At 71.7% G+C, this 13,216-nt stretch carries 11 protein-coding genes; 3 read left to right on the top strand and 8 right to left on the bottom strand.

Annotated elements, in window-relative coordinates:
* Positions 1 to 27: 27 nt before the first annotated feature.
* Positions 28 to 3,531 (top strand): ATP-binding protein, encoded by a 3,504-nt coding sequence (locus V6V89_RS24255; RefSeq protein WP_334621595.1) that lies wholly within the window; start codon positions 28 to 30, stop codon positions 3,529 to 3,531.
* Here the strand turns inward: V6V89_RS24255 and V6V89_RS24250 are convergent.
* Both V6V89_RS24250 and V6V89_RS24245 read right to left on the bottom strand, forming a co-directional pair.
* Entirely contained in the window at positions 3,520 to 3,678 is a 159-nt protein-coding gene (locus V6V89_RS24250) for a hypothetical protein (protein WP_334621594.1), read from the bottom strand. The two genes, V6V89_RS24255 and V6V89_RS24250, sit on opposite strands and share 12 nt — an antisense overlap.
* Positions 3,679 to 3,852: 174 nt before the next feature.
* The gene (locus tag V6V89_RS24245) at positions 3,853 to 4,557 is read right to left on the bottom strand and encodes a lysophospholipid acyltransferase family protein (protein WP_334621592.1); all 705 of its coding nucleotides are present in this window, start codon (positions 4,555 to 4,557) and stop codon (positions 3,853 to 3,855) included.
* 171 nt (positions 4,558 to 4,728) lie between these two features.
* Between V6V89_RS24245 and V6V89_RS24240 the strand changes: the two genes are divergently transcribed.
* Together V6V89_RS24240 and V6V89_RS24235 are read left to right on the top strand one after the other, a co-directional pair.
* Positions 4,729 to 5,520 carry a DUF308 domain-containing protein gene (locus V6V89_RS24240; RefSeq protein WP_334621591.1) on the top strand — a complete coding sequence of 264 codons (792 nt, stop codon included), beginning with the start codon at positions 4,729 to 4,731 and terminating at the stop codon, positions 5,518 to 5,520.
* A gap of 125 nt (positions 5,521 to 5,645) precedes the next feature.
* Complete coding sequence (locus V6V89_RS24235) at positions 5,646 to 7,058, top strand: alpha,alpha-trehalose-phosphate synthase (UDP-forming) (protein ID WP_334621590.1); 1,413 nt, start codon at positions 5,646 to 5,648, stop codon at positions 7,056 to 7,058.
* Here V6V89_RS24235 and V6V89_RS24230 read toward each other — a convergent pair.
* From V6V89_RS24230 to V6V89_RS24205, 6 genes are all read right to left on the bottom strand, one after another.
* Positions 7,048 to 7,545 (bottom strand): winged helix-turn-helix domain-containing protein, encoded by a 498-nt coding sequence (locus V6V89_RS24230; protein WP_334621589.1) that lies wholly within the window; start codon positions 7,543 to 7,545, stop codon positions 7,048 to 7,050. The two genes, V6V89_RS24235 and V6V89_RS24230, sit on opposite strands and share 11 nt — an antisense overlap.
* Positions 7,546 to 7,591: 46 nt before the next feature.
* Positions 7,592 to 8,398: an alpha/beta hydrolase gene (locus tag V6V89_RS24225; RefSeq protein ID WP_334621588.1), complete on the bottom strand. Its 807-nt coding sequence runs from the start codon at positions 8,396 to 8,398 to the stop codon at positions 7,592 to 7,594.
* A gap of 220 nt (positions 8,399 to 8,618) precedes the next feature.
* Positions 8,619 to 10,007 carry a flavin-containing monooxygenase gene (locus tag V6V89_RS24220; protein ID WP_334621587.1) on the bottom strand — a complete coding sequence of 463 codons (1,389 nt, stop codon included), beginning with the start codon at positions 10,005 to 10,007 and terminating at the stop codon, positions 8,619 to 8,621.
* Between the two features lie 813 nt (positions 10,008 to 10,820).
* The gene (locus V6V89_RS24215; RefSeq protein ID WP_334621586.1) at positions 10,821 to 11,447 is read right to left on the bottom strand and encodes a hypothetical protein; all 627 of its coding nucleotides are present in this window, start codon (positions 11,445 to 11,447) and stop codon (positions 10,821 to 10,823) included.
* A gap of 49 nt (positions 11,448 to 11,496) precedes the next feature.
* Positions 11,497 to 12,174 (bottom strand): endonuclease/exonuclease/phosphatase family protein, encoded by a 678-nt coding sequence (locus tag V6V89_RS24210; RefSeq protein ID WP_334621585.1) that lies wholly within the window; start codon positions 12,172 to 12,174, stop codon positions 11,497 to 11,499.
* A gap of 10 nt (positions 12,175 to 12,184) precedes the next feature.
* Complete coding sequence (locus tag V6V89_RS24205; protein ID WP_334621584.1) at positions 12,185 to 13,132, bottom strand: ROK family glucokinase; 948 nt, start codon at positions 13,130 to 13,132, stop codon at positions 12,185 to 12,187.
* Positions 13,133 to 13,216: the final 84 nt, after the last annotated feature.

Below are 13,216 nucleotides of genomic sequence, written 5' to 3'. Positions count from 1 at the left end.
CGGTATTCGGCAGAGTTGCCGGCGATCGTGCAGCCCCCACCTCAGGAGGACGGCATCACCGCCCCATGTCCCCGGTGTGCCCGGGCAGCCGCACTCGACGACCGCTTCTGCGCGTCCTGCGGCGCCGAGCTTCCAGCCGCCTGCCCGCGCTGCGGGCGGCAGCACGCCGCGGGGACGGCGTTCTGCACCGGATGCGGCGCCGCGCTGCGCAGTGCGCCAGCCACACCGGTACCGCAGGAGGACCGCCGCCGCATCAGCGTGCTCTTCGTAGACCTGATCGATTTCACGCCGTACGTCGAACGCGCCGACCCGGAACAGGTGCGCGGCCTGCAGACCGGCTTCTTCTCCGCCGCCCGCCGGGTCATCGGGCAGTACGGCGGCGTGGTGGAGAAGTACATCGGCGACGCCGTGATGGCACTGTTCGGCGCGCCGGTGGCCACCGAGACAGACGCGCTTCGCTGCGTACGGGCGGGTCTTGAGTTGCAGCGGGTGCTGGCCCGCTTCGCCCCGCCAGGCGCCGGCGACCTGCGCTTCCGGGTCGGGGTGGCGACCGGCGAGGCACTCGTCGACGTGGCCGCCGCCCGCGACGGCGGCCAGGCGATCGTGGCCGGCGACGTGGTCAACACCGCATCACGGATGCAGTCGATCGCGCCGCCCGGCGGCGTGCTGGTCTGCGGCACCACGCACGCGCTGACCCGGTCCGGCATCAGATACGCCGCGCACGAGCCGGTGACACTGCGCGGGCGCTCGGCGCCTACCGAGGTCTGGCTCGCCGCGGCACCCCTGCGCCGCCCGGGGACCGACCGCCCTGCCGACGCCACCCCACTCACCGGCCGCGAGCACGAGGTGAGCCTGCTCACCAACGCCCTGCAGCGGGCCCTGCGCGACCGCACGCCGCAGCTCGTCACCGTCTTCGGGCAGGCGGGGATCGGCAAGAGCCGCCTCGTAAACGAGCTGCGCGGCCTCGTCACCGAGCCGATCACGTGGCACGTCGGCCACTGTCCCCCGTTCGGGGAAAACGTCACGTTCGCCGCGCTCGCCGACATCGTCAAGGCCGAGGCCGGCATCCTCGACACCGATCCCGCACCCACCGCCGAACGGCGGCTGGCGGCGACGGTACGCGAGCTCGTGCCGCCCGCCGAGGCCGAACGCCTCGTGGGCGCGCTGCGCCCGCTCGTCGGCCTGCGAGGCGGGCCGAGCCGGGTCGACCTCGACAACGCCCGGACGCCCGCCGAAGAGGCCGAGTCCGCGTGGCGGCGCTTCCTGGTCGCGCTGGCAGGGCGCCGGCCGACGGTACTGGTCTTCGAAGACCTGCACTGGGCCGACGAGACCATGCTGCGCTTCCTCGACCTGCTCGCCGGCGCCGCCCGCGACGTCCCGCTGATGATCCTGTGCACCGCACGCCCCGAACTGGCCGACCACGCACCGGCATGGGCGCGCACGATGGCCGGGGCACTCAGCATCACGCTGCCGCCGCTGCGCGACGCCGGGATCGCGGCGATCTACGGACACCTGTTCGGCCAGCCGGCGTTCGCGGCCGACATGCTGCACCGGCTCATCGAAATGGCCGACGGCAACCCGCTCTACGCCCACGAGTACGTGCGGATGCTCATCGAGCAGGGCGCGCTGCGCCAGTCCGGGCGAGGGTGGTCACTGGACAAGGCGCGCGACCTGCCAATGCCCGACGGGGTACACGCCATCATCGCCAACCGGGTCGACCTGCTCGACAGCACCGACCGCGCCGCCCTGCTCGCCGCGGCGGTCGTGGGCAGCCACTTCTGGCCGGGTGCCGTCGCCGCCTCGCTCGGGCAGCCCGTCGAGCTGGTCGAGCGCTCGCTGCGCCGCCTCGTCCAGCGCGACTTCGTGCACGAGCTGCCCGAGTCGACGATCGCCGGGCAGCCCGAGTTCCGGTTCCGGCACGTGCTCGTGCGAGACGTCTGCTACCAGCGGCTCCCCCGCACCGAACGGGTCGCCCGGCACGAACACACCGCCGACTGGCTCGACGCGCTCTCCGGCACCCGCGACACCGACCTCGCCGACGTGCTGACCCACCACCGCTGGGCCGCCCACGAGACCGCCCGGGCCCTCGGGCTGCCCGCTGGGCGGTACGCCGCCGCCGCGCGCGACGCGCTGCACCGGGCGGCCCGCCGGGCGTACGCGCTGCACGCCCTGGACGCGGCCGGCGGCCACGCCGAGCGAGCGCTGGGCCTCCCCGAGGCCGGTGACGACCTGCGACTCGACCTGCTGGCCACCGAGATCGCGTTCCGCCGCGACGGGCACCTGGACGGCACCGACGGCCTCACCGACCTCGCCGGCCGCCTCCTCGCCGCCGGCGACCACGCCGGTGCCGCGCGCGCCTGGACGCTGCTCGGCCAAGCCGCCTGGCTGCGCGCCGACCGGCCCGCGGCACTGTCGTGCCTGGACCGGGCGGTCGAGCTCTTCGACAGCCTGCCCGACACCGTGGTAAAGGCCGACGCGTACGCGGAACTGGGCCGCTCGCACATGCTCAACTACGAGGGCGAGCCAGCCATCGCCGCCGCGGGCGCGGCGGTCGAGATCGCCTCCAGGCTGCCCGCCCCGGACGCCGCCGAGGTACTGGCGAACGCGCGCATCACCGTCGCGATGGCGCGATACCAGCTCGGCGACCCCGCCGGGCTCGACGAACTGTGGGCGGTCACCCGGCTGTGCCGGGAACGGCGGCTGCGGGCGCTCCCCCGGGCCGTGCAAAACCTCGCGTACGCGGTGCGCGAGGAAGGCGACTGGGTACGCTCCGACGAGCTGCTCCGCTCCTCCTCCAGTTCCTCCGGGACCGGGCAGACGCTGGCCACCGGGTACTCCGGCGAGGCCATGCGGGCGTACTTCGCCGGTGACTTCGGTGCCCTTCTGGCCGCCGCCGACGCCTTCCTCGAAACCCCGGGCGGGCGCTGGGACATCCAGGTACGCGGACTGCGCTCCGCCCTGCGGGTGCTGCGCGGCGACCAGAGCGCCGACGACGTCGACGCCACGCTCGAAGCGGCCCGGGGCAGCGGCTTCCACCGGCCACACTGGACCGCGCTCGGGCTCGGCGCGCTGTGCCGGGCGCTCCAGGGGCGGCGGCGCGAGGCGGGTGCGCTGCTCACCGAGCTGGCCGACTCGTGGCGCCGCGTTCCGGTACTGGCCAGCGGCGAATGGGTGACGGCGGCGGCGTACGCGGCCGTGCTGACCGGCGCCGACGCCACCGCCCGGGTCGCCGGCATGCTGGCCGAGGTGAGGCACCGCACCCCGTGGGTCGACGCGGCCCGGCACACGCTCGCGGCCAACGCGGCGGGGTATCTGGCTGCCGCCGAGATCTATGCCGGGATCCCCGACGCTACCGACCGGATACTTGCCCTGACGCTGGCGGTTGGGGAGCTGAGGCGTGCCGGCGACCGGGCGGGCGCGGACGTGGCACTGACGGAGGTGCGGGCGTTCGCCCACCGCAACCGCGCGCCCGGCCTCCTCCGCCTGGCCGAGGCCGGCACCCACCCCCGCTACGCGCCTCTAGCCTCCTAACGGCGCCCGCATGCCGCGCCCGTCCCGCATGCCGCGCCCGTCCCGCACGCACGCCGCGCCCGCACGCCGCGCCCGCACGCCGCGCCCGCACGCCGCGCCCGCACGCCGCAGGCGCGGCTTCGCCTCGTCGATCAAGGAGATCTGCATCGATCAAGGGCAAATGCACGCGGAAAAGAGATCAAACCACGTGCGTTTGCCCTTGATCGGCGGCAAGGGGGCGCGGGCGCGCCGCGGAAAGGGCCGCGGGCGCGCCGCGGAAAGGGCCGCGGGCGGCCGCGCGCGCCGGCACGCCACGGCGCGGTGCGCCGGCGCGGTGCGAGGTCAGGCGGCTATGGGGGTCGAAGGTTCGGGGGCGGGCTTGGACTTGACTTTTTGGGCGTAGATGTCCACGTACTCGCGCCCCGACAGCTCCATCAGCTCGTACATGATCTCGTCCGTGATCGCCCGCTCGACGAACCGATCGCCCGCCATCCCCGCGTACCGGCTGAAGTCGAGGGGCGCCCCGAACCGGATGTGCACCCGCTTGACCTTCGGAATGATCTTGCCTGGTGGCTGGATCTCGTCGAGGTTGAGCATGACGACCGGGATCACCGGGGCGCCGCTTTCCAGGGCGAGCCGGGCGACGCCCGTCTTGCCCCGGTACAGCCGGCCGTCCGGGGAGCGGGTGCCCTCCGGGTAGATGCCGGCCAGCTTGCCCTCGCGGAGCACGCGGAGCTGAGTGTCGAGGGCGGCCTGGGCGGCTCGCCCGCCGGACCGGTCGACGGGGATCGTGCCGGTGCCGACGAAGAACATCTTCACGAGCCAACCCTTGATCCCTTTACCAGTGAAATACTCGGCTTTGGCGACAAAGGTGACTTTCCGCTTCACCATCAGCGGCATGAAGATCGAGTCGGAGAACGACAGGTGGTTGCTCGCGATGATCGCCGGCCCGAAGTCAGGAACGTGCTCCCGACCCTCGACCCGGGGCCGCCAGATCAATCTCAGCCATGGCCCGAGCAGGATGTACTTGAGCAACCAGTAGAGCACGCGCGTCCTTCCCGCAGAGTTCCGCGCCGGGAACTGTCGGCAATGAGCCTACGAACCAGGTACACCGCACCACAACGCACTCCCCGAACCTGTCCTCGCCGTGTCACGATTCAGAGCACGGCGAGTGTTGCCGTGAGGGAAGCAGAGCAAGGCGCGCGAGGAGGACAAGCGGTGACTGCGGGTGGCGCGCGGCGGGGTCGGCGGGACAACGGGCTCGACGCGACCGAGTACGCCGTCGCCGGCGACGTCGATCCCCGGGTCGGCGAGCACCTGCTCGACGTGCTCGCGGCGGGTGGCATCGCGGCGTACCTCCAGCCGTCGTCCGACCTCAACCCCGTGACGCGCACCACCACGATGCCATCCCGGCCGACCGACCGCCTGTATGTCGACCGTGCCCATCTGGCCGTGGCCCGCGACTACCTGACGCGGCTGACCGACGAGGCGGCAGCCGCCAAGGAGCCGGACGTCGAGACCGAGTGGGCGCGCATCGTGGCTGGGTACCATGCTGACGTGGACACGCGGACGCCGCCCTGGCCGGCGGTGGAGGACGTGCCGAGTGGCCGGGCCCCTGAGGTCCGCACCGAGAGCGACGGCCTCGCGGACGCGACCCATATCACAGACATAACGCTCACGCCCCCGAAGCTGGCGCCCGCGAAGCCCGAACCCTCCCTACTGGACGGTCTGGACACGTTCGGCGCGCAACTGCCGGCGGACGACGACGAGAGCTACACGCCACCGCCACCACCACCGCTGCCGCGCATCTCCAAGTACGCCGTGGTCGGCATCCTCGCCATCATCGGCGGCTTCCTGCTTTTCCTGTTTCCCGACCTGGCGCCCATCGACCGGGCCGTCGCGACCGTCCTGGGTTTCGCGGCGATCCTCACCGGGTTTGTCACGCTGGTGCTGCGGCTGCGCTCCGGAGATGACGAAGAGGATGACCCGGACGACGGCGCGGTGGTTTGAGGATTCAGCGAAATTCATCGACCTCTGTTGTCACTGCGTAACACTCGCGTAACTTCGCGTCAGTAGGAATACTCCTAATAGGCGAAGACCCCAACCGATGCGCGCGCACCGAGACGAGGTGCCCAATGCGGCAGAGTTCCCTCGTGGTGGTGGCCAACCGCTTGCCCGTCGACGACACCGTGGCGCCCGACGGCGCTTGTGAATGGCGTCGCAGCCCGGGCGGCCTGGTCAGTGCCCTGCACCCGATCCTCCAGCATGCGCCGGCCATCTGGGTCGGCTGGGCGGGCGGCACCGACACCGCGCCGACCCTGCCCGACATCGACGGCGTCCGCATGCGCACCGTCGCCCTCTCCGAAGACGACGTGCGCCAGCACTACGAGGGCTTCGCCAACGCGACCCTGTGGCCGCTGTACCACGACGCGGTCGAGCAGCCCGTCTACCACCGCCGCTGGTGGGAGTCGTACCAGCGGGTCAACCAGCGGTTCGCCGAGGCTGCGGCCGAGGCGGCCGAGCCCGGCGCGGTCGTCTGGGTGCAGGATTACCATCTTCAGCTCGTGCCGGGGATGCTCCGTGCTCTCCGGCCCGACCTGCTGATCGGCTTCTTCCTGCACGTGCCGTTCCCGCCGCCAGAGCTCTTCATGCAGCTGCCCCGCCGCGCCGAGCTGCTGCTGGGGATGCTGGGCGCCGACCTGGTCGGGTTCCAGCGTGCCCAGGCGGCGCACAACTTCGCCCAGCTCGCGGCCAAGGTGCTCCAGGTGCCGGCCACCGACCGGCGGATCGCGGTCGAAGACCGGGTGGTCCGCATCGGTGCCTTCCCGGTGTCGATCGACATGGCCGAGATGGAGGTGCTGGCGGCACGCCCCGACGTGGTGGCCCACGCGAACCAACTGCGTAAGGACCTCGGCGAGCCACAGCACATGATCCTCAGCGTCGACCGGATGGACTACACCAAGGGCATCGAGCACCGGCTCAAGGCATACAGCGAACTGCTCGCCGACGGACACATCAAGGTGCGCGACACGGTGCTGGTCCAGGTCGTGGTGCCGAGCCGCGAGCGGGTCGAGCAGTACCAGATCCTCCGCGACCGGGTCGAGCGCGAGGTGGGCCGCATCAACGGCGAGTTCGGCCGGGTCGGTGAGCCCGCCATCCACTACCTCAACCAGCCCTTCGACCGGGCCGAGCTGGCCGCACTGTACCGCGCGGCCGACGTCATGATGGTCACCCCGCTGCGCGACGGCATGAACCTCGTGGCCAAGGAGTACGTCGCCGCCCGCGTCGACGGCGACGGCGCGCTGGTGCTCAGCGAGTTCGCCGGGGCCGCCGCCGAGCTGACCCAGGCGTACCTGGTCAACCCGCACGACCTCGACGGGCTCAAGCTCACGCTCATGCACGCGCTCGAAGCCGCACCGAGCGACGTGCGCGGCCGGATGGCCGCCATGCGCGCGCACCTGCGCACCCACGACATCCAGGCCTGGGCCCGGTCGTACGTCACCGCGCTGGACCGGTCGGGCTCGCTGATGACCCGCCTTACGAGCTGAGCCGGTACCCGACGCCGCGCACCGTCTCGATCCCCGGTGCCCCGTCGGCGCCCCGGAGCTTGCGGCGCAGCCGCTTCACCGCCGAGTGCAGTATCGACGAGTCGCCCAGGTACGAGCCGCCCCAGACCTCGACGAACAGCTTCTCGTACGGCCACACCGCAAGCGGTGGACGGGCGAGCCGGGCGAGCAGTTCCCGCTCCCGCCGCGTCGTCGCCACCACGCCGCCGCGCCACGTGACCTGGTGACCGTCGACGTCGACGACGAACTCGCCGTGACTGACCGCCGCCGCTGGCTCCGCCGCGCCGCCTGCCGGTCTCGGCGCCTCTCCGGCCGGTCTTGTCTCGGCCGGGAAGAGCGTGGCACGCAGCTCGTCCAGGTCGGTGCAGACCAGCACCGGCGTACGCCGGTCGATACGTTGCACGATCCACTTGCGTAGTTCGAGGTCGGCCGACACGCAGACCACCAGCGGGACATCACCGTTCGCCATAGCGCCTCCCCAGGACCGCTTTATGTCTACAGTGGACCGGATGCGCTCACATGGTGGCGCCCTTGTCCAGCCAGTCCAGGATGGCGTCGACCGGCTCGCGCCAGCGCGCGTCGAGCATTAGGTCGTGACCCATACCGGGAAACATCAACGGCGCACCACCGTACCGGCGAGCCGCCTTCGTCAGCGCCGACGCCGGCACCACACGGTCGTCGGGGCTGCCTACCACCAGTACCGGCGGATCACCGACCGGCGGCTCGGTCGCGCGATGCGCGAGCAGCTGCCACTGCGCGCGCGCCGAGGCGCGGCCGAGCCGCGCTGTGTAGGCCTTCGCCGTCGCCTCCGGGACCTCGCGGCTGAAAAGCTGGCGGCGCCCCATCCGCAACCGCCCGCCGAACACCGCCGGCGCCGTCCCCGCCGGATTGCGCCGCAGCGCCGTCGCCAGCGTCACCCACCCGCCGAGCACCGGCGCCGCCAGCACCGCGGCGCGCGCCGGGTAGCGCGCCAAGGCGCGCTCCACCACCAGAGCCCCAGCCCCCTGCCCGACCAGCACGGCCTGGCGCGGCAGGCTCGCCGCCACCTGCACGACATCATGCGTGTACGCCCGAAGCGTGGCCTTCGGCCCAGGGCCGCTGCCGCCATGCCCACGCAGGCTGACCGCGTGCGCAGGGAACCCGCGGGACGCGGCATGCTCCAGCCAGTGCTCGGCGAACACCCACGCGCCGTGCCCGAACCCGGGCACGAACAGCACCGGCGGCTTGCCCTCGTCGGACTCCGGGGTCGCCGACAACACCTCACGGCGTACCGGCCGCACCGGACGCGCCCAGTCACGAAAACGAATGATCCTGGTGCTCATGCGGGGCCCCCGCGGAGTCGTGGAGCGAAGCGGAAGGACTTCGTGGGGTGCTTCATGCGGGGCCCCCGCGGAGTCGTGGAGCGAAGCGGAAGGACTTCGTGGGGTGCTTCATGCGGGGCCCCCGCGGAGTCGTGGAGCGAAGCGGAAGGACTTCGTGGGGTGCTTCATGCGGGGCCCCCGCGGAGTCGTGGAGCGAAGCGGAAGGACTTCGTGGGGTGCTTCATGCGGTCGCCATCTCGTTCAGGGTCTTCTGCAACGCGCGCAGATAGTCCACGTGCGCGATCTCGAACCAGTGCCGCGGCGTGTCCTTGACGTTCGCACCGAGGAAGCGGCGCTCTGGCGCCTTCGCCACCCGGCTCGCCCAGAACTCGCCCGCCCGCTGCGGTGCCGCCTCACGCATCCGCAACCACCGCGCGACCGCCACGCTCTGCCAGTGCGTGAGCGTTGGCAGGCCCGAGTCGGACTCCAGCAGGCCCACCACGGCCAGCGTCGGGTGCTGCCGGGAGAACGCGTGCATGTGCAGCTTCGGCCGGCCGTCGGCGCCGATGCCGAGCAGCTCCGGCGCCAGGAACTCGAACCGCGGCTGGTATCCGGTAGCCAACACCACCAGATCCGGCTCGATCTCGGTGCCGTCGGCGAGCTCGACACTGTACTGCCGGAACCGCTTCACGTCGGGCGCCGGGCTGATCCCGCCGTGCCCGAGGTGGTAGACCACCTGGCTGTTGACGATCGGGTGCGTCTCGTAGATCTTGTGGTCGGGCTTGCGCAGGCCGAACCGGGTCAGGTCACCCACGGCCAGCCGCAGCGTCCACTGCAACAGCCACTGCCGCACCCGCAGAGGCAGCCGCAGCGCCAGGATCGCGTCGTTGACCTGGTCGGCGGGGCGCCCCAACACGTACTTGGGCGCGTACCAGTATCCGCGGCGGGTCGAGTGCCAGCAGCGGGCCGCCTGCTGCGCGGCCTCGACCGCGATGTCGCACCCGGTGTTACCACCACCGACGACCAGCACCCGCTTGCCCCGCAACTGGGCCGGATCCTGGTACGCCGACGAGTGCATGATCTTGCCGCGGAACCCGTCGATCCCCTCGTACTCAGGCATGTTCGGCGACCAGTTGTGCCCGTTGGCGACCACGACCGCCGCGTACCGGTGCGTGCGCTCCGCGCCGTACCCGCCCGTGCTGCGCGTGGTCACATCCCACTTCTGCTCGTCGGCAGGCTCGACCTTGACCACCTCGGTGCCGAACCAGACGTGCGGGCGCAGGTCGAAATGGTCCGCGTACCGCTCCAGGTAGGCGAGCACCTGGCTGTGGTGCGGATAGTCCGGCCAGTCGTCCGGCATCGGAAAATCCGGGTACTGGGTGAACGGCTTCGACGAGATCAGGTGCGCGCTCGCGTAGACGGGGCTGCGATCGTGCCGCCAGTTCCACGCGCCGCCTACGCCCGTTTCGCGCTCGTAGCAGTCGACGCCGAAGCCGTGCTCCTTGAGGTTCTTGATCGCGACCAGGCCGCTGACCCCGGCGCCTATGACGCACACGGTCTCACCGCGGTCGTAGACCGGCCGCCCGTCGCGCCAGAGGGTAGCGCCGTCATGATCGGTGGAGGTGGGCACCGAGATTCTCCTTTTGTGTGGCTGCGAAATCCTCTCGACTGTGCGCCCCCTTTGTCCACCCCCCACCCCATCCGATACCGCTCGCCCCCCGGCCATCCCACTTTTCCGCCCCTCCCCCCACCGTTCTCCCGCCCTTTCCTCTCCGCCCCTTCTCCCGTCGATCAAGGGCAAATGCACGTGGTTTTGAGATCGAACCACGTGCATTTGCCCTTGATCGACGCAGATGCCCTTGATCGCCGACCGCGGTCTCGGTCCGACGCTGGCCGACACCGCGCCGCAGCCGCCTCGCCGGCGGCCGGGCCGGCGGCAGCCGCGCCGGCGGCGGGCAACTTCCCCGAAATCGCGCCCTCCGGGGCACGCTGATGCCGCACTGTCCCTCGAAGTGCGGCGCCCAGGCCGCCGATCGACGCGGCTCACGTGGCGCGCACGCTTGGGACGACCTCCGGATCGCCGTCGCATCAGCCTCCGGTGACCCTGCCCCGCCACCCAAGGCCGGTCGACAAGCCGGACGACGCGGGTCAACAGGCGAGCGAACGACGCCGCGGCGGGTGAGCCAGGGTCGGCGCCGGAAGCGGCGCGGCCTCCAGACATGGCCCGGCAGCGGGCGACGGCAGTGGGCGGCGGAGAAAGGGGGACGCAGCGATCAAGGGCATCCGCATCGATCAAGGGCAAATGCACGTGGTTTTGAGATCGAATCACGTGCGTTTGCCCTTGATCGACGGGAGAGGAGGTTCTCCCCGGCGCGTGAGGGGCGGCGCCGGGGCGGGGCGGGGGCGGGCGCGGGGGCGGCGCGGGGCGGGGGCGGCGCGGGGGCTAGGCGGGGGGCGAGAGGGGGCGGAGGACTACTGCGCGGAGGAGGACCACCGACAGGGCCATCAGGCCGATGTACAACGGGACGCCCGCGCCCAGTTGCTGGCTCATCGCGGCCAGCGGTGGGTAGTCGGCCACCGGGGTCAGGGGGGCGGACGAGTCGCCGACCATGTCGGTCACGCGGTTGGCGACCCAGGTGCCGCGCCCAACGATCATGTCGTGCGCGATCGGGCCCGGCGTGGTGACGAGCGCGAACATGGTGCCGGCCACGGCGGCGTACAACCAGGGGATGAGGCGGGCTGACGCGGGCGCGAGGGCACTGGCCGCCCACACCGAGAACGGCAGGATCAGCGCGAGCGCAGGGGTCAGCGCGACGAACGCGAACGACGAGTCGAGCAGCCAGTGCACGACCCAGCTAATTGCCGGTCCGCCTTCGTCGAGGTAGACGGCGTGGAACCAGAACATCGCCGCGCCGCCGACGTAGCACATGACCACGGCGGTGAGGAGCAGGGCGAGCTGGGACGCCGGATCACGGTAGAACGCGACGAGGCTGCGCGGTAGCGCGCGTAGCGGAGGTCGGGGGGCGGGGGACAGGTCAAAGATCGTACGGATGGTGGGAGATGCGGACATACCTCCATCAGATCGATGAACATCTCTACATCACAACCCCCTGGGGGTTTTATGGGAGCAGAAGGTCGGCCAGTACGGGGAAATGGTCGCTGGCCTGTCGGGTTTCTGGCGTGTCGACCACGTCGTACTCCAACACCTGGATGCGCGGGTCGACGAAGAGCGCGTCGATGCGGTCTCGCGGGTTGGCGCACGAGAACGTGAGCCGGTCGGCCTGGTCGGCGGCGACCGCCGTGTCGGTGAGGCCGTCGGCGATCGTGCGCCAGGCCGCCCCGCCGGAGTTCTCGTTGAGGTCGGCGCCGACGATCACCGGCAGGTCCACTTTCGACAGTTCGGCGCGCAGCAGCGCCGCCTGAGCGGGGCGCTCGGCCGCGTCGGTCGACAGGTGCGAGCCCACCAGGACGAAGCGCGCCGGGCCCACAGAGCACTCCGCGAACGCCGCCCCGCGCAGGTGCCGCCCGGGCGTCAGCGGAAACCGCAGGCACCACGCCCGGTGTACCCGCACGCGGAGCGTCGTCAGCAGCAGGTTGCCGAGCGAGGGCAGGCCGCCCGCAGCGACCACCATGCCGAACGAGTGAGCGAGCGCGGCGCCCTTGGCGCGCCAGCGGAAGCGGCGCGGCCCCTCCTGCACCACGACCACGTCTGGCGCGACGTCGCGGACCACGCCGGCCAGCGCCTGCTGGTCGTCACGCTGGCTGTGCACGTTGTACGACAACACCCGCAGCTTCACAGTCAAAACCCTAACGGCGGCGGGCGAGGTCTCCCGCTCCCACCACGCCGGCCGCGTTACCCATCTGGGCCGGAGCCAGGTCTGCGACGGCTATCCGGCCGCGCTGCGCAAGGGCGTCTACATAGGACTGCCGAGTCGGGCCGAGCAACAGGTCGCCGGCCTCAACGACGCCGCCACCCACGACGAGGATCTGCGGGTCGAGGATCTGCACCATGTCGGCGAGCGCGATGCCGAGCCAGTGACCGATCTGGGCGAACGCTTCCCGGGATACCGGATCACCCTCTTTGGCGGCGGCGGTGACCATCGGTCCGCTGATCTCCTCCGCGTCGCCGCCCGCGAGATCGAGCAGCACGACGGCGCGCCGCGGCTCCTGCCGCGCGCCCGCCCGGGCGAAGCGCACGAGCGCGTTGCCGCTGGCGTACTGCTCCAGGCAGCCGTGCCGCCCGCAGCCGCACAGGTGACCCTCGGGCACCGACAGCATGTGTCCCAACTCGGCGGCGATGCCGTGGGCGCCTCGCACCAGCTCGCCGCCGAAGACGATCGCGCCACCCACACCGGTGCCGATCGTGAACATGATCATGGAGTCGTCGGCGTGCCGGGCTGCGCCGAAGCGGAACTCGGCCCACGCGGCGGCGTTCGCGTCGTTCTCGACGATGACCGGCAGCCCGACGGCCTCGCTGACGTAGTCGCGCAGCGGCTCGTCGCGCCAGGCGATGTTGGGCGCGAAGAGCACCGTGGAGCGGCTGGCGTCGATCCAGCCGGCGGCACCGATGCCGACCGCCTCGACCTGGTGCGCCGCGGCGAGCTCGGCCACCGCTTCGACGATCACGTCGCGGGTCTTGGCGACGTCGTCGGCCGGCGTGTCGCGGCGCGTCTGCGCCACCACCTCGCCGGCCAGGTCGACGACACCAGCGGCGACCTTCGTGCCGCCGACGTCGACTCCGATGGTCAGCGTCACGCCGCCACTCCCCTCTCAGAACCCGCAGTCAGGAATCATCGCTGGCACGGGTGGCCGCGCGCCAGGGATCATCATGCGAATCAC

It is taken from the genome of Micromonospora sp. CPCC 206061, assembly GCF_036906915.1.
Classification (GTDB): Bacteria; Actinomycetota; Actinomycetes; order Mycobacteriales; family Micromonosporaceae; genus Phytohabitans.
The sequence above is the reverse complement of the archived record's forward strand: the minus strand, read 5'-3'. Positions and strand labels throughout refer to the sequence as shown.

What these genes read in the sequence shown, in the direction of transcription:
- V6V89_RS24250 (WP_334621594.1), bottom strand. Translation starts at nt 3,678, where the DNA reads ATGCAGATCTCCTTGATCGACGAGGCGAAGCCGCGCCTGCGGCGTGCG.
- V6V89_RS24235 (WP_334621590.1), top strand. Translation starts at nt 5,646, where the DNA reads ATGCGGCAGAGTTCCCTCGTGGTGGTGGCCAACCGCTTGCCCGTCGAC.
- V6V89_RS24230 (WP_334621589.1), bottom strand. Translation starts at nt 7,545, where the DNA reads ATGGCGAACGGTGATGTCCCGCTGGTGGTCTGCGTGTCGGCCGACCTC.
- V6V89_RS24225 (WP_334621588.1), bottom strand. Translation starts at nt 8,398, where the DNA reads ATGAGCACCAGGATCATTCGTTTTCGTGACTGGGCGCGTCCGGTGCGG.
- V6V89_RS24215 (WP_334621586.1), bottom strand. Translation starts at nt 11,447, where the DNA reads ATGTCCGCATCTCCCACCATCCGTACGATCTTTGACCTGTCCCCCGCC.